Origin of the sequence: Nannocystis pusilla, from assembly GCF_020073745.1 — a bacterium.
Taxonomy (GTDB): domain Bacteria; phylum Myxococcota_A; class Polyangia; order Nannocystales; family Nannocystaceae; genus Nannocystis; species Nannocystis radixulma.
Window position 1 is genome coordinate 683,072 of sequence record NZ_JAIRAU010000001.1, and the last position, 14,572, is coordinate 697,643.

Consider the following 14,572-nt stretch of genomic DNA (forward strand, 5'->3'; position numbering starts at 1 on the left):
GAGCAATCACTTACTTTGAATTTGGGTGCAAAATGGAGTCTAGATAACAGTATAAGGCATGTGCGGGATTGCCCTGAGCTCGGCGGCGGGTCGGCCGAACGTCCGGGGCCTCCGCAGGCGAGCGGGGACGCACAGGTGTGCGCGACCGGCGCGAGCGTGAGTGACCGGCGATTGCAAAGGATGGCGTGTTCCTCGATAAGTGGCACCTTCCAATCGCCCGATGCGACCGCGTTCCTTCACCGACGAGGAGCTCCTCGACACCGCGCGCCGGTGCTTCCTCGAGCACGGGCCGAGCGTGTCGACGGATCTGATCGCGCAGGAGCTCGGGGTGTCGCAGGCGGCCCTGTTCAAGCGCTTCCGCACCAAGAAGGAATTGATGGTGCGCTCGTTGCTCCCGCACAACCCCCCGTGGGTGGCGGAGATCGAGCGAGGCCCCGACGCGCGGCCGGTGCTCGAGCAGCTGCGCGAGCTGGCGGCGAAGATCGACAGCTTCATGATCGAGCAGATGCCGTGCTTCGCCGTGCTGTCGGCCGCGGGCGCGCACCCGGCCAAGGTGCTCAAGTGGGACAAGGAGACCTGGCCGGGCATGCGGCCGCATCTGGCCCTGGTCGGGTGGTTCACGCAATTGGCGGCAGCGGGCCGCATCGTCGCCCCCTCACCGCCCGCGCTGGCGATGGCGTTCAGCTCGAGCCTGCAGGTGCCTCACTTCATGAGGCACACGCTCGGCGACGCGGCCCCGGAGCTCGGGGCCGACTACCGCGAGCGCATCGTCGAGATGTTCTGGCGGGGCATCGAGCCGCGAGGCTGAAGCTGTCTCTCGGGACAGGGCTCGGGGTCCCCGCGGTCGAGCCCGCTTCGCTGTCGCCCCGGGGAATTTCCGCGCCCGGTCGTCGGGTCGGAGCGCGGCTGTGGACGTCCGGGGGTGCGCTCCGTGGGGGCCTGGCCCGCCGATGGCGACGCGCGGGCGCGTGCGCGGCGGCTCCGCGACGGCCATCGTGGGGACTGTCCGCCGTGCGCGTCGTGGCGACGTCGTCGCGGCCGGCGCGTCCTCGCTCGTGCCGCGCCGCCGGGGCCATCGCGTCCGCTTGATCGGGAGTGCGAGATGAGAAATCGTGGCCGAGCTCGCGTGCGGGGGCTTTCCCTCGAGCGACGCAGGACACCCCATGAAGTACTCCATCTCTCGCATCTTCACGACTGGCCTCTGTGCCGCGACCCTCGCCGCTTGCGGCGACGACGCCGGCGACACCGCGGGCGCGACGGCCAGCAACAGCGCGCCGCAGACCTCGGGCGACACCACCTCGGACAACGAGACCTCCCCGACGCAGGGGAGCATCTCCAACTCCGAAGGCACCACCGAGCAGCCGACCACCGGCATGAGCCAGGGTGAGACCCAGGGCACCACCGACGGCACGTCCACCGAGCCGGACACGACCACCGAGGGCGTCACGGAGGCGAACCCCGAGTGCGGCAACGGGGTCGTGGAGGGCGGCGAGCAGTGTGACGACGGCAATCAGGTCGAGGGCGACGGCTGCGAGCCGTCCTGCGTGAACACGCCGGTGTGTGGCAACGGGACCGTCGACCCGGGCGAGGTCTGCGACGACAACAACACGATGGACGGCGACGAGTGCAGCGCCGACTGCTTGACCGCGACGCCGACGGCCGAGTGCGGCAACGGGGTGACCGAGCCGCCCGAGGCGTGCGACGACGGCAACCAGACGCCCGACGACGGCTGCGAGAACGACTGCAACATCACCCCGCCGGTCTGCGGCAACGGGAAGAAAGAGGGCGACGAGCAGTGTGACGACGGCAACCAGACCAACGGCGGGCCGGGCGACTTCTGCCTCAACGACTGCACCCCGTTCTTCCCGGCCAGCTGCAACGCGCCGGCCGCGTACGAGGTCTGCGACGGCGGCGACGCGATCCTCACCGACAAGGCCGACAAGAAGAACGCCCTGCGTGCGATCGGCATCTGCGACCTGCAGCCGAACAACTCGATCATCACGACCGCCTTCGAGTTCGACCCGCAGGCCGCCAACAACACCTGGCAGGTCGCGCGCGGCTTCGGCACGCACATGGTCGATCACGACAACGACCCGAACACGCCGATGAAGCGGCTGTACAGCCCGCGCGAGGGCGAGTCGATGCTGATCCTGTCGAGCGGCGTCATCTCGCCGCCGGTCAACGGCATCGTCACCGAGGCGCCGAACTCGCAGGTGGGGAACAACGGCACCCCCAACGCCGACGGCAACGCCCTGCCGGCGCCGTTCAAGGCGGTGAACGGCAGCAACAACGGGGCCGGCGGCACGCCGTTCATGAACTGCGACAACGGGGCCGGCGACAACGACTGCTCCGACACGATCCAGGCCCAGTGGATCGAGGGCAACAACAACCCCGAGGACCGCATCTACTTCACGTTCAAGACCGTGGTCCCGGCCGGCACCTTCGGCTACACGTTCGAGTTCGCGTTCTGCTCGTCCGAGTGGCCCGACTGGGTCGGCGATGGCTACAACGACCTGCTCATCGCGTACCAGGTCGATCCGACGCCGGACGACCCGAACGCCAACCCGCCGATCGATCCGTACAGCGGCAACGTCACCTTCATCCCGAACCCGAACAACCCGACGCAGGGCCTGCCGATCACGATCACGGCGCTGGACAGCTACTTCATCCAGCAGGGCTACACGTACAACGAGCCGCAGATGAACGGCACCGGCTTCGAGGGCCACGCGTGCTCCGACTGGTTCACCGCCAAGGGCGGCGTGCAGCCGGGCGCCGAGATCACGATCGGCTTCTTCTTCGCCGACATGGCCGACGCGAACCTCGCCTCGGTCACGCTGCTCGACAACTTCCGCTGGGACTGCGAGGGCTGCGTCCCGAGCGAGGTCGACGACTGCGGCGTGCAGCCGATGTGATGCACGCGCCTCCGCGGGCGTGAGCCGGACTGCGGCTGTAGACGTCCGGCGTCTCTGCGGACGTAGCGCACACGCGAGTGGATCCACCTGTGTGCGCGGCGATGGTACCGTGCGCCAATGCCGGTCTCAGCCCGCGTGGCGCTCGTCAGTCTGTGTCTCGCGTCGGTCGCCTGCGGCGACAATGCCGGTGGAACCTCGGGGACCGCGACCGAGGTCACCACCGTGTCGCCGGCCACGGGGACCACCGCGACGACGCAGGTGCCGACCACGGGCGACGGGAGCGCGAGCGAGGGCTCCGAGGCCGGCTCGGACTCGACGCCGACCACGAGCATGGGGACCGACACGGGGCCGAAGCTCGACGTCGGCGCGCCCGACGGCGAGGGCGCGTGCGGCTGCGAGTTCAATTATGTGTGGGTCGCCAACTCGGCGGAGGGCACGGTCTCGAAGATCAACATGGAGACGCTGGTCGAGGAGGCGCGCTACGTGACGCGGCCCGACGGGAAGGGTAATCCGTCGCGCACGTCGGTGTCGCTGAAGGGCGACGTGGCGGTGGCCAACCGCCACGGCGGGCTGGTCAAGTTCCACGCCGACATCGCCGATTGCAAGGACACCAACGGGGTGCCGGGGATCCAGACCTCGACCGGCAAGAACGACGTGCTTCCGTGGGACATGGAGGAGTGCCGCGCGTGGTACATCGATTTCCCGACCAGCAACCAGCGGCCGGTGGCGTGGACGCAGGGGCAGATCCAGTCCGGGTCGTGCAACACCACCGGCGAGAAGGTGTGGACGGTGATGAGCGAGAAGCCGGGGCTGTTCCCGGGGCTCGGGGCGCCGGGCGGGGTGATCGTGTCGCTGGTCGACGGCGAGACCGGCAACATCGACAAGCAGATCACGATCCCGACGTTCTCGGGCGACAGCTTCGGCGCCTACGGCGGGGCGGTCAACCTCCACGGCGACCTGTTCTTCACGCCGCTGGGGTTCCTGACGCCGGCCAAGCTGGCGCGGGTGTACATCGACAACTTCGCCTACAAGATCTTCGACGTGCCGCCGGAGGTCGGGCCGTACGGGATCACGGTCGACCACAACGGCCGCGTGTGGGTGTCGTCGAACGCGATCGGGCAGGTCGGCGTGGGTCGCTTCGATCCGGAGCTCGAGACCTGGGACCTGGTGTCGGGCTTCTTCAGCGGCGCCGGCCTGGCCGAAGGGCCAGGCGACCTGATGTGGGTGTCTTCGAACAACGGCGTCAACTCGGTGCACATCGAGGACCTGACGCTCGGGCCGGTGTTCAACACGCAGTATTTCATCAAGGGGGTCAGCTTCGACGCCGAGGGGTTCATGTGGGCGGTCAACTACGCGGAGACCGACGAGGCCGACAACCCCATCGAGCCCGAGCTGGTGATGAAGGTCGACGTCGACGCGCTGTCGGTGGTCGGCGAGTACGACGGGCTCAATCGCCCGTACACGTACTCGGACTTCACGGGGAACGCGCTGTTCAACGTCAGCTGCAACGCGCCGCGCTGAGCGTCCCGACCTCGCCGGCGCGCCCGGTTCACGGGCAGTTCGCGCTGGTGTGGCTCTGTTGGAAGTACTGACCCGGGTACGGCGCGAGGAGCTGGCCGTTGAGCCAGATGTCCTGGCCCTCGCCGTTGCGCAGCTCCTCGAAGTGCATGTGCGGGCCGCTGCTGGCGCCGGTCGAGCCGACGAGGCCGACCTCCTGGCCCTGCTGGACGTAGGTGCCGTCCTCGACGGAGAACGCCTGCAAGTGGAAATAATAGGTCTGCCACCCGCCCCAGTGGTCGATGACGATGTAGTTGCCGGCCCCGCCCTCTTGATAATGGCGGGTGGCGACGCCGGCGAGCGCGGCGATGGCCGGCGCGCCGTCGGTGTTGCCGCCGTTGTCGATGAAGTCGAGGGCGCGCCGGACCTCGGCGTCGTGATGCGAGTAGGTCCAGGATTGACCGCACGGGTAGGGCGCCTGGAAATTGGGCACCGCGCCGGGGGCGATGCAGGTGCCGCCGACGCACAGCTGATCGCCGCAGCAGTCCTCGCCGTTCGGCGTGCCGCAAGCGGTGCCCTCGAGGCCGCAGCAGACCATGCCCAGAGTGGTGGTGCTGCAGGTCAGCCCGGCGTCGGCGCAGCACTCGGAGGCGTCGGCGCAGGGCTCCGTGGCCCCGAGGCACTGCCCGGGCAGATCGGGGAGCGCACCCGAGCTGGTGGTCTCGGACGAGCTGACGGCGCTCGTCGCGGTGGTGGAGAGGTCGGCGGTGGTGGTCGGCTCGCCGCCGGTCGTGCCGCTCGTCGATCCCGACGTGGTCGGCTCCATACCCCCGGAGGACGGGCCGGCGCTCGCGGTGACCGGCGAGGCGCCGGTCGCGGTGATGGTGGCATCCGGCTGTGAGAAGTCCTGACAGGACGTGACGAGCACGCCGGCGACGACGCACACGAGGACAGGGAGACGGGTCGCCACCAGCATCGCGACCTACGATCGCCAGGCCGATGGTCGGGCGTCAACCTGCGCTGTTTCCGCGTGAGCGGGCGAGTTCGCGGGAATCATCGATATGTCGGCAGTGATGATTCCTCCGTCTTGTGATTGCGGGAGCTCATGTGGGCTGTCGACTACTACGGCGAGACCGACGACGCGAGCGATGCCAGCGAGCTCGACCGTGTGATCGGTGAGTACGACGTGGTGAGAGTCGGGGCCTCGGCGAGCGCGCCTCGCATGAGGTCTTTGGAACAGGACAGGAGCTCGTCGGCGACACGGGGGATCGTCGGGGCCCGGTGCGGCGATCTTGGAAGGTCCGGCCGTGGGGCGGTCTACGGGTCGACACGGGGCATGCACTTCACCGAGCGCAATTCCACACCCTTGGCCCTCTGGTTCGCCGATTCAACGCTGGCGGTGGGGCTGATGTTCGGCCTGGCCGCGTTCGCCGTGATCGTCGCCGACTGTGCCAGCCGGTCTGCCGCGTGTACCGGCGTCGCCGAGAGCTACCTGGTCTTCAAGGTCCTGAACCAGCAGAACCCGGCGCCGGGCGGCAACGGGGCCGGCATGCCGGTCAACGGCGCCCTCACGGACGCCGAGAAGTGCATGGTGATCAATTGGGTCAAGGGGGGGGCGAACTGAGCGTTCGCCCCCCCGGTCGGCCTCAGCCGGGCACGATCGCAAAGCAGCAGCCGGTCGAACAATAGTAGCCCTCGGGGCAGTCGCTGTTGCCCATCATGTCGATCGTGCACGAGTCCCCGTTCTCGCACGTGGGATCGTCGCAGCCCGGCGGTGGCTCGGTCTGGCCGAAGCAGACCTCGCACAGCTCCGGGTGACACTCCTCGTCGCAATCGTCGTTCTTGGTGCACTGCTCGCAGCTGCCGATGTCCCCGAGCGAGCAGTCCTTGTCGCCGAGGAAGATGTCGTAGGTCATGCCGTCGACCTCGACCGTGCAGCAGCCGAAGCAGTCGCAGCCGTTCGGCACCTGGCACGTCGTCACGCAGGTCTCCGACTGCATGTCGGGGCAGTTCTGGAAGTTCGGATCGTAGGGGCAGACGTCGCCGCCGGGGTTCTCCGGGTCACACTTGAGGTTCCAGTTGCACTTGTCTTCGCCCATGCCGGAGTTGCCGTCGAAGAAGCAGTCCTGGTTGCAGGGGTCCATGTTGTCGCCGGGCAGACCGGTCGAGAACGTCTCCTCGAGGTCGTCGCAGGGCGACACGCACTCCGGGTCGGCGAGGTCGACCTTGCCGTCGCCGTCGTTGTCCATGCAATCGCCGCAGGCCAGCACGGAGCCCTCACATGCGATCGGGATGCAGGCGCCGCCGCCGTCGGTCGTTCCGGTGGTCGTGGCGTCGAGCGTGGTCGTCCCGGTCTCGGTGCCCGTCGTGCCGGTCGTGGTCGGTCCGGTCGACGTGCCGGTCGAGGTACCGGTCGTCGTCGTCGGACTGGTGGTGGGATCGGTCGTGGAGGTCGTCGTTTCCGCGCTCGTGGAAGTCTCGCCGCCGGTCGCCTGGGTCGTTTCGTTGGACGCGGGCGAATTGCAAGCGAGGCCGAGGCACAGCGACATGCAGGTCAAGGTGAAACTGTTTCGCATCGCGCGATCTTCGACAGGCGATCGTGGAGTTATTCCAAGGAGTCGGTTGACGAGCAACGCTGGTTGGAACCGCCCGCCGAGCCTCGGTCCAAGCGACATGTCCAAATCACGCCTTGGCATTCTCACCTGCTCTGCGTCCCTCGTCTTCGGTCTCGCGGCATGCCAAAAGGAGGAGCCCGAGCCGCTGCCCGAGCAGCCGCTGCTGGCCCCCGGCGCGGCGTGCGACCCCAGCGTCCTGCCGGTCGATCAGACGCCCGACGAGGAGGACGACAGGGACCCGCAGCCGATCTGCGCGCCCGGGCTGGCGTGCGAGCCGCGGGCGGAGGGCGACGATTACGTGTGCGGCACTGCGCTGTCGATCCGCGGCCGCGTCACCGACTCGGCCAGCGGACTCGGCGTCGAGGGCGCGCTGGTGGCGGCCCTCAACGAGCTCGGCGAGCCGGTGACCGACGTGGTCGCCAGCGACGCCTGCGGTGATTACATCCTGCCGGTGAGCGTGCGGCGCAACGCCGACGGCAGCTACGCGGAGTCGTTGAAGTGGACCCTGGCGGTCAGCGCGAGCGACTATCAGCCGTTCCCGACCGGGTTGCGGCCGGCGCTGCCGATCGACCTGTCCGACGCCGAGCCGGCCCCGGCCGAGGCAGCCGACGAGGCCGATACCGGCAGCAGCGACGACGGCGAGACCTACGAAGCGGAGATGGTCAACAACGCTGCGACCAATGTCGCCCTCATCTCGCTGGGAGCGGACGCGCAGGGGGCGACGATCTCGGGCTCGCTGGGCGAAGGCACCGCCGGGACCCTGGTGGTCGCGGAGAGCGGAACGGCGCCCGCGCCCTACGCCATCGCCGACGCGTCCGGCGCGTACACCCTGTTCAATGTGCCGGCCGGTGCTGTCACGATTCGCGGCTACCGGCAAAATGTCGAGATCGAGCCGGTCGAGGTCACGGTCGGCGCGGCCGACATGGCGGACGTCGACCTGCGGGTGCTGACGAACGATCCGGCGCTGCTCGCCACCGTCTCCGGCGATCTCAACATCGTCGACGGCGGCGAGGGCACGGTGACGAGCGTCGTGCTGGTGCCGGCGAGCGTCTACAACGCCCCCCTGGAGCGCGGACCCGTGCCGCTCGGCCTGCGCGATCCACCGCCGCCGGCGGCGCCCGACGTGACCGGCGCTTTCTCGCTGACCGGCGTCCCGAGCGGCACCTACAAGGTGCTCGTCGCCTTCGAGAACGACCAGCTCGTGCGAGATCCGGACGAGGGCATCGCCGGCACGCAGATCCCCGAGATCGTCGTCGAGAGCGGGCAGGTCGTCGCGGTGCCCGACAGCTTCAAGGTGACCGGCGCGCTCGGGATCGTCGGACCGGGCAAGGAGCGGCCGGAGCCGGTCGAGGCGGTGCCCACGTTCACGTGGATCGATGATTCGAGCGAGGAGGGCTACGACCTGGTGGTGTTCGACGCGCTCGGCAAGATCGTGTGGCAGACCGAGGTGCCGAGCGGCAACGGCGGCAACGTGACGCTGGAGTACGGCGGCGAGGCGCTCGAGCCGGGCATGTACTATCAATTCCGGGTGACCTCGTGGCGCCTGGTGCAGGACCAGCGCCGCAACATCTCGCGCTCGGAAGATCTGCGCGGGGTGTTCGTCCACGGCGAGGCGCCGCCGCTCGAGGAGTGCACGATCGACGACGAGACCGACAGTGAGTCGAGCAGCGGCGGCGAATCGAGCAGCAGCAGCACGGGTTGAGCGTGGGCGCTCGCGGTGAGGTGTGGCCGGCGAGGTGCGCGGTCGAGCTCGCTCGCACGGTCGCCCTCGCGCGAGGGAGGCCCCGACGCGCAAGCGCGTGCGCGGCTGGCAAGCGGGGCGGTTTTCTCATAAACCATCGGCGCCATGCGTCCTCGCTCGCTCGTCCTGTCCTGTCTCGTCGCGACCTTCGCCTGCAGCCCCGAGGAGGATGAGGCGCCCGCCGTCGAGGTGCGCGAGGGCACCGAGCTGCCGGAAGGGATCGAGCCGGCGTCGCTCGAGTTCCACGACGACTGGACGATCGTCAAGAGCGGCGGTCCGCTGGTCGCAGGCAACAGCGTCGAGGTCGTCTACGACGTCGACCGTCTGACGCAGTGCCGCGGCGAGCAGAACGGCCAGCCGGCGTGGTCGATCACCGGGTATCACCAGCTCGACGGCGGCGCGCCCGGCAGCTTCGAGGCGGGCGGTCACTCGCCGTCGCAGGGCACCGAGCCGCCGACTTTCACGCTCGAGGACTCGGGCGATCTGGCGCTGTGGTTCCACAACACGAGCGTGTGGGGCTGCTCGGCCTACGACTCCGACTTCGGGGCGAACTGGCACTTCGAGGTCGGCGCGAGCCTGTCCTTCAAGGCAGGTTGGACCACCGAGACGCTCGGCACCCCGCGCGCCGGGGCGCCGCTGGTGATCGCCTACGACCCGGCGCGCCTGCCCGACTGCCGCGCCACCAAGTACGGCCACGACGCCTGGAACATCAGGGTCCACTACCGCTTCGACGGCGGACCGGCGCAGTACGCCCTCGTGACCGCGGCCTCGGGCAACGTCCAGGTCCCCGCGCCGGCGGTGCTCGACGTGCCCGCGGGCGCCGGCGAGGTCGAGCTGTGGTTCGAGAACCAGGACTACTACGGTTGCAAAGCCTGGGACTCGCTGTTCGGGGCCAACTATCACTTCGAGCTCGAGTGAGCGGCAGCCCTTCGAGCGAGCGCTTCAGTCGGGCGCTTGCCACACTTTCTTCTGGCCGTAGTCGATCGCGAAGCGCTTGCCGCGGAGCCAGTCCATCCCCAGCACGGCCAGGGGCGCCTCGGGGTCGCCCAGGCGCTGGAACACGGGCAGATCGGCGACATGGACGGGCTGGTCGGTCCAGCGCCAGGCGCCGACTCGGGCGTCGCCGATGCGGGCCAGCAAGAGCGGCGTCGGGCGTCCGTCGATGCCGGTGATCTCGCCGTCGACCGGCAAGGCCGCGTCACCGGCGCCCAGGCCGAGGGCCGCGGCGAACACGGGGTTGAGGATGGTCTGCTGCATTCCCGTGTCGATCAGGGCGTAGCCGTTTCTGCCGTTCAGGGTGATCGGCGCCAGGACCTTCCACGGCCTCATCCAGTCGACCTCCAGCGGCCGCCAGCAGGGGGCCGCGCCGGACAACGCGCCGGATGGCGAGACCGACACGCTCATGCCTGCGAGGTCCCACACCGCGAGCCGATCGCCGAACAGATCGATCCCGCCCAGGCCCGAGACGCGATGGCTCTCGAACTCCGGCGCGGGCAGCTCGGCGATGGTCGCGTCTCGCAGGCGCAGCGGCCCAGCATCGACAGCGGCGACCTTGCGCAGGCGAACTTCGACGGACCCGCCGATGCCCTCGGCCTGCTCCATCGCCGTGTCGCGCGGCAGGTTCGCCCGCTTCACGGCGTCCGCGTCGAGCGTGGTCCCGCTGGCGGCGGTGTCGAGGACGAGGTGGAAGGGGCCGGCGCCGTCGACGGTGACGGTGACGATCGGGCTGGACCCGTCGCCCCTCTGCAGGGCGAGCCGTTCTCCGTCCGGGGCCGCGCAGGCCGGCGAAGCGGCGGGGGCCGTTTCGCCCCCGGTGCGCGGAGCGCAGCCTCCCGACGCCAGGACGCCGGCCAGGGAGATGAAGAGACTCGGTCCACTACGGCGCTTCATGGCTGACCTTCGCGGACGGAATCGCCGCACCGCGACCTCCAGGCTGTTGCAGCGACAGGCGGAGCGGCGGCATGGGAGCGCCGTCGCGGACGCCCGGCGCTGGCAGGGCAGCAGGGGGTGCAGGTCTCGCACGCGCGGGACAGTACCACGAGTCGGGCCCGTCGGTACCGCCAGCAAGGCCGACCGCGCTTGACATCAGTTTCCGCGGAAACTAGCATGCCCGGGCGATGTCGTCGCGCCCGCCGCACGAGCCGGTCAGCGAGCTCGAGGATCACCTCGGCTACTGGCTGCGGTTCGTGTCCAACCACGTCTCGCAGGCGTTTCGCGCCAAGGTCGAGGCGGAGGGCGTCGCGGTGTCGGAGTGGGTCGTGTTGCGCGAGTTGTACCGGCTCGGCAGCGGCTCGCCGGGCGCGCTGGTGCGGTCGCTCGGGATGACGAAGGGGGCGGTCTCGAAGCTGGTCGACCGCCTCGAGCAGAAGGGCCTCGTGACCCGCGCGGTGTCCGACGTCGACCGGCGGCAGCAGACCGTCGCGCTGACGCCCGGGGGCCGGGCCCTGGTGCCGCGGCTGGCCCGTCTGGCCGACAGCAACGACCACGAGTTCTTCGGCCACCTGGCCGAGCCGGCCCGCGCCGAGCTCCTGCGATTGTTGCAGGCGATCGCGCGGCACCACCACCTCAAGGCCGCCCCGATCGATTAGGGCGCGAGGAGCGAGCATGAGCGACGAACAGGCGATTGCGACGATCGAGGACTGCGCGCGGCAGAGCCACGCTGGGACGATGAATTTCGCGACGGTGATCGAGCGGCTGACCGCGGTCGGGGTCGAGTCGTACCACGTCGATTACCGCGGCGGGCTGGCGACATACTACCGCACCTCCGGCCCGGCCCACGCCGTGGCGATGCAATTCACGGAGCCGCCGATCGCGGAGGCGTTCGCGGCCGAGGGCGTGCGCGAGGCGGTCCGCGGGGCCCAGGAGGCCGTGGTGCACTACCCGGAGTTCGTCCGCCGCACGCGCGCGGCCGGCTGCGTCGGCTACGACGTGTGGATCGCCGGGCGCCACGTCGTCTACCACGGGCGCCGCGGCGAGCGGCACGTCGAGTGGTTCCCGGGCGCGGCGGCGCCGTCGCGCGAGCCGGTGGAGGTGGTGAAGCAGGTGTATTCCGCGTTCGGGCGCCGCGACCTGGCGGCGGCGGTGGCCCTGTTCGCGCCCGATGTGCAGATCGATCAATCGCCGGAGGTGCCGTGGGGCGGCCACTACGAGGGCCACGAGGGCGCGCACGAGTTCTTCGCCCGGCTCACGCGCAGGCTCGACTCGACGCTGGTGTTCGAGCGCTTCATCGACGCCGGAGAGCACGTGGTGGCGATCGCCCGCACGCAGGGAGCCGAGCGCGCCCACGGCCGCCGCTACGACGTGCCGGTTGCCCACGTGTGGCAGGTGCGAGATGGCAAGGTGGCGCGGGTGCTGTTCTGCATCGACAACCCGACGATGCTCGCGGCCCTGTCCTGACGGACATGTCATTTCATAAATTATAAGAACGTCGAGGCGAGGTAGACGGCGACGCGCGCGGGGTAGCCGGTGGCGCGCACGACGAGGTCGGCGCGGCCGTCGCCGTCGACGTCGCCGAGCTCGAGGCGGTCGAAGTCGTAGCCCTCGTGGGTGACCGCCTCGGCCCAGCCGCCCGGGAGCGAGCGGTAGTGCTGGAACCGCCAGGCGTTGTTCGGGATGTCGCTGGCGACGTCGGCCCGGCCGTCGCCGTCGATGTCGCCGACGTCGAGCAGCGAGAACTGCCAGACCTGCGCGACCTCCGGCTCGCCGAAGCCGCCGGCGCCGTCACCGGCGTGGACGTAGATCTGCGGCGGGTAGCCGGCGCTGGCGGTGACGACGTCGATGCGCCCGTCGCCGTCGACGTCGCCGCTGCGCAGCTGCTCGTAGGCCCACGGCTGGGCCTCGAAGAGCGGCGCGTCGGCGATGCCCGCCGGTGTGCCGGGCCACACCTGCAGCCACGGATAGGCGCTGTCGCCGTCGCCGAGCACGAGGTCGGCCCGGCCGTCGCCGGTCAGGTCGGCGGCGTGCATGTGCGTGGACTCGAACAGGTCGGTGGTGCCCAGCTCGGTGAAGCCGAACGCGGGGTCGCCGGCGTACACGGTGACGCGCGGCGGAAAACCTGTCCCATAGGCCAGGACGTCGCTGCGGCCGTCGCCGTCGACGTCGCCGAGGACGAACCGCGAGAATTCGAAGAGCGGGGTCACGACCGCCGCCTCGCGGTCGACGAAGCTGCCGTCGCCGAGGCCGGGGTAGACGTCGATGCGCGGCGGGTAACCTGTCCCCGAGGTCACGAGGTCGAGGCGCCCGTCGCCGTCGACGTCGCCGAGGTCCATGGCCGTGAAATCCCACACCTCGGTGAGGATCGGCTCGAGGCGGTCGTCGTCGGGCGGCCAGCCGGTCGTCGGCGGCTCGCTGCCGGTGGACGAGCTCGTGGTCGCCGCCGGGTCCGCGCCGGTCGTCGGGGCGGCCGCGGTCGTCGGGTCGGCAGCAGGGGCGGTGCTGTCGTCGACCTCGCCGGGGTCGCTCTCGGTGGCGGTGGGGTCGGGCGAGAGCGGAAAGATGCACGCTGCGTTCGCGGCGAGCAGACACGCGACGAGGCGACGGAGGCGAACCACGGCGTAAGCGTGGCACGCCGGCTCGACGCCCGCAAACCATGCGAGCGCCGAGCCGGAGCAGATGTCCCGAGAGACAGGTGTGAGCGCGCTCCGGACGAGCTCTAGAAATAGAACGTGAGGCCGAGCTGACCGCCGGCGGCCATCATCGCGCGGGCGACCACCTGCACCGATTGACGGGTGATGTCGGGGCCGATGGCGAACACGCCCTGGCCGTAGAGGCTCACGCGGTCGGCGAGGAAGTACTCGATGCCGAGGATCGGTCCGACGCTGAGGTTGACGAGCCAGTTGTCGGGGCCGGGCGCGTCGATGTAGTGGACGTGAAAGAAGCCGCCGTAGTAAGGGGCGATCCGGCGCCACACGCGGAAGCCCTTGAGCACGGCGATCGAGCCGCTGACGCCGGCGGAGATCTCGGGGCGGGTGGTGCCCTCGCGCGTGCGATGGGTGAGGCCGGCGCCGAACGAGAACGGCAGGACGACGCGCTTGAACACGCGACGGACGCCGATCTCGGTGAACATCAGGCCGTCGGCGAGCGGCTGGTCGCCGAGGCCGGCGACCGACAGCGGACCGAGGCCGCCGAAGATGAAGGTCATGCCCCAGTTGCCCGGCGCCGCGCGGACCACCGGCTGCGTATCGGGCGGCTTCCCGCCGTCAGGCGCAGGCGTCGGCGCGGGAGCAGGAGCGGCGGGAGTGGAGGTCGCGACCTCGGTCGGCTCGGGGGTCGCTGCAGGCGGACTGTCTTTCGGGACAGGTTCCTCGGCGACCGGAGCCGCAGCGGGCTCGGCGGTTGGTTGCCAGGCGGCCAGCGCAGTGGTGGCTTCGGGGACGTAGCAGGAGACGGTGAGGGCCAGGAGGGTCGAGAGGGCCATTCTCGGCGATGGTATAGGCCGCGGCGGTCGAGGTGATCGGCCTGCCTGCGCGGAGCGTGATCGAGTCCGCGCAATTGGGCGGCAATCGACCGTGTGCAGGGCGCGCTCTCGCGCCATTGGTGTGACCGGGGCGACGGGTGTGGGCAGGGGTTTGCGAGATCTACGGGCGACCGGCCGCTGCCCGGGGTGTGCTGTGCGATCTCCGCGTGAGCCGGGCTCGGCCGTCCGCGGTGGGACTTCGCAGCCGGCTGGCGGACGGGCCGACGTCGACTGCGCCAATGGCCTCGACCGAGTGATCACGGCTGGGCTCGCTCTGCCACGATTCGCCGCGAGCACGGCGACTGGCCCGGTGGCGAATCGCGTGCAATTGCATCGGCGATCCCATGAGGCT

The 14,572-nt window shown here is 70.0% G+C and carries 13 protein-coding genes; 8 read left to right on the forward strand and 5 right to left on the reverse strand.

The window, feature by feature from the left end; translation table 11 throughout:
* Positions 1-220: 220 nt before the first annotated feature.
* The 3 genes from K7C98_RS02695 to K7C98_RS02705 all read left to right on the forward strand — a co-directional run bounded on the left by K7C98_RS02695 (position 221) and on the right by K7C98_RS02705 (position 4,433).
* Positions 221-808, forward strand: coding sequence for a TetR/AcrR family transcriptional regulator (locus K7C98_RS02695; RefSeq protein ID WP_224189905.1), 588 nt, complete (start codon positions 221-223; stop codon positions 806-808).
* A gap of 355 nt (positions 809-1,163) precedes the next feature.
* Positions 1,164-2,912, forward strand: a complete 1,749-nt coding sequence (locus K7C98_RS02700; RefSeq protein ID WP_224189906.1) for a DUF4215 domain-containing protein — start codon at positions 1,164-1,166, stop codon at positions 2,910-2,912.
* Between the two features lie 117 nt (positions 2,913-3,029).
* Positions 3,030-4,433: a hypothetical protein gene (locus tag K7C98_RS02705; protein WP_224189907.1), complete on the forward strand. Its 1,404-nt coding sequence runs from the start codon at positions 3,030-3,032 to the stop codon at positions 4,431-4,433.
* A gap of 28 nt (positions 4,434-4,461) precedes the next feature.
* Here the strand turns inward: K7C98_RS02705 and K7C98_RS44575 are convergent, their stop codons facing one another.
* Positions 4,462-5,379 carry a M23 family metallopeptidase gene (locus K7C98_RS44575; RefSeq protein WP_224189908.1) on the reverse strand — a complete coding sequence of 306 codons (918 nt, stop codon included), beginning with the start codon at positions 5,377-5,379 and terminating at the stop codon, positions 4,462-4,464.
* 396 nt (positions 5,380-5,775) lie between these two features.
* Here K7C98_RS44575 and K7C98_RS02715 point away from each other — a divergent pair, with 396 nt between their 5' ends.
* A complete protein-coding gene (locus tag K7C98_RS02715; RefSeq protein ID WP_224189909.1) occupies positions 5,776-6,033 on the forward strand; it encodes a hypothetical protein in 258 nt (85 codons plus the stop codon).
* 22 nt (positions 6,034-6,055) lie between these two features.
* On the opposite strand, the gene K7C98_RS02720 is transcribed toward K7C98_RS02715, so the two are convergent.
* On the reverse strand, positions 6,056-6,985 hold the full coding sequence (locus K7C98_RS02720) for a hypothetical protein (protein WP_224189910.1): 930 nt from the start codon (positions 6,983-6,985) through the stop codon (positions 6,056-6,058).
* Here K7C98_RS02720 and K7C98_RS02725 point away from each other — a divergent pair.
* Together K7C98_RS02725 and K7C98_RS02730 are read left to right on the forward strand one after the other, a co-directional pair.
* Complete coding sequence (locus tag K7C98_RS02725; protein WP_224189911.1) at positions 6,957-8,726, forward strand: carboxypeptidase-like regulatory domain-containing protein; 1,770 nt, start codon at positions 6,957-6,959, stop codon at positions 8,724-8,726. The genes K7C98_RS02720 and K7C98_RS02725 overlap by 29 nt on opposite strands.
* Positions 8,727-8,870: 144 nt before the next feature.
* On the forward strand, positions 8,871-9,683 hold the full coding sequence (locus K7C98_RS02730; RefSeq protein WP_224189912.1) for a DUF6209 family protein: 813 nt from the start codon (positions 8,871-8,873) through the stop codon (positions 9,681-9,683).
* A 24-nt stretch (positions 9,684-9,707) separates the two neighbouring features.
* Here the strand turns inward: K7C98_RS02730 and K7C98_RS02735 are convergent, their stop codons facing one another.
* Positions 9,708-10,655: a retroviral-like aspartic protease family protein gene (locus tag K7C98_RS02735; RefSeq protein ID WP_224189913.1), complete on the reverse strand. Its 948-nt coding sequence runs from the start codon at positions 10,653-10,655 to the stop codon at positions 9,708-9,710.
* 227 nt (positions 10,656-10,882) lie between these two features.
* Between K7C98_RS02735 and K7C98_RS02740 the strand changes: the two genes are divergently transcribed.
* Together K7C98_RS02740 and K7C98_RS02745 are read left to right on the forward strand one after the other, a co-directional pair.
* Positions 10,883-11,353 carry a MarR family winged helix-turn-helix transcriptional regulator gene (locus K7C98_RS02740; RefSeq protein WP_224189914.1) on the forward strand — a complete coding sequence of 157 codons (471 nt, stop codon included), beginning with the start codon at positions 10,883-10,885 and terminating at the stop codon, positions 11,351-11,353.
* Between the two features lie 79 nt (positions 11,354-11,432).
* A complete protein-coding gene (locus K7C98_RS02745; RefSeq protein ID WP_224189915.1) occupies positions 11,433-12,161 on the forward strand; it encodes a nuclear transport factor 2 family protein in 729 nt (242 codons plus the stop codon).
* Between the two features lie 20 nt (positions 12,162-12,181).
* Here K7C98_RS02745 and K7C98_RS02750 read toward each other — a convergent pair whose 3' ends face one another.
* Positions 12,182-13,315 carry an FG-GAP repeat domain-containing protein gene (locus K7C98_RS02750; protein WP_224189916.1) on the reverse strand — a complete coding sequence of 378 codons (1,134 nt, stop codon included), beginning with the start codon at positions 13,313-13,315 and terminating at the stop codon, positions 12,182-12,184.
* Between the two features lie 101 nt (positions 13,316-13,416).
* Positions 13,417-14,181: a hypothetical protein gene (locus K7C98_RS02755; protein WP_224189917.1), complete on the reverse strand. Its 765-nt coding sequence runs from the start codon at positions 14,179-14,181 to the stop codon at positions 13,417-13,419.
* Between the last annotated feature and the right edge of the window lie 391 nt (positions 14,182-14,572).

Coding starts and splice junctions, on each gene's coding strand:
- K7C98_RS02745 (WP_224189915.1), top strand. CDS start 11,433: ATGAATTTCGCGACGGTGATCGAGCGGCTGACCGCGGTCGGGGTCGAG.
- K7C98_RS02755 (WP_224189917.1), bottom strand. CDS start 14,181: ATGGCCCTCTCGACCCTCCTGGCCCTCACCGTCTCCTGCTACGTCCCC.
- K7C98_RS02735 (WP_224189913.1), bottom strand. CDS start 10,655: ATGAAGCGCCGTAGTGGACCGAGTCTCTTCATCTCCCTGGCCGGCGTC.
- K7C98_RS02725 (WP_224189911.1), top strand. CDS start 6,957: ATGCAGGTCAAGGTGAAACTGTTTCGCATCGCGCGATCTTCGACAGGC.
- K7C98_RS02730 (WP_224189912.1), top strand. CDS start 8,871: ATGCGTCCTCGCTCGCTCGTCCTGTCCTGTCTCGTCGCGACCTTCGCC.
- K7C98_RS02720 (WP_224189910.1), bottom strand. CDS start 6,985: ATGCGAAACAGTTTCACCTTGACCTGCATGTCGCTGTGCCTCGGCCTC.
- K7C98_RS02705 (WP_224189907.1), top strand. CDS start 3,030: ATGCCGGTCTCAGCCCGCGTGGCGCTCGTCAGTCTGTGTCTCGCGTCG.
- K7C98_RS02700 (WP_224189906.1), top strand. CDS start 1,164: ATGAAGTACTCCATCTCTCGCATCTTCACGACTGGCCTCTGTGCCGCG.
- K7C98_RS02740 (WP_224189914.1), top strand. CDS start 10,883: ATGTCGTCGCGCCCGCCGCACGAGCCGGTCAGCGAGCTCGAGGATCAC.
- K7C98_RS02695 (WP_224189905.1), top strand. CDS start 221: ATGCGACCGCGTTCCTTCACCGACGAGGAGCTCCTCGACACCGCGCGC.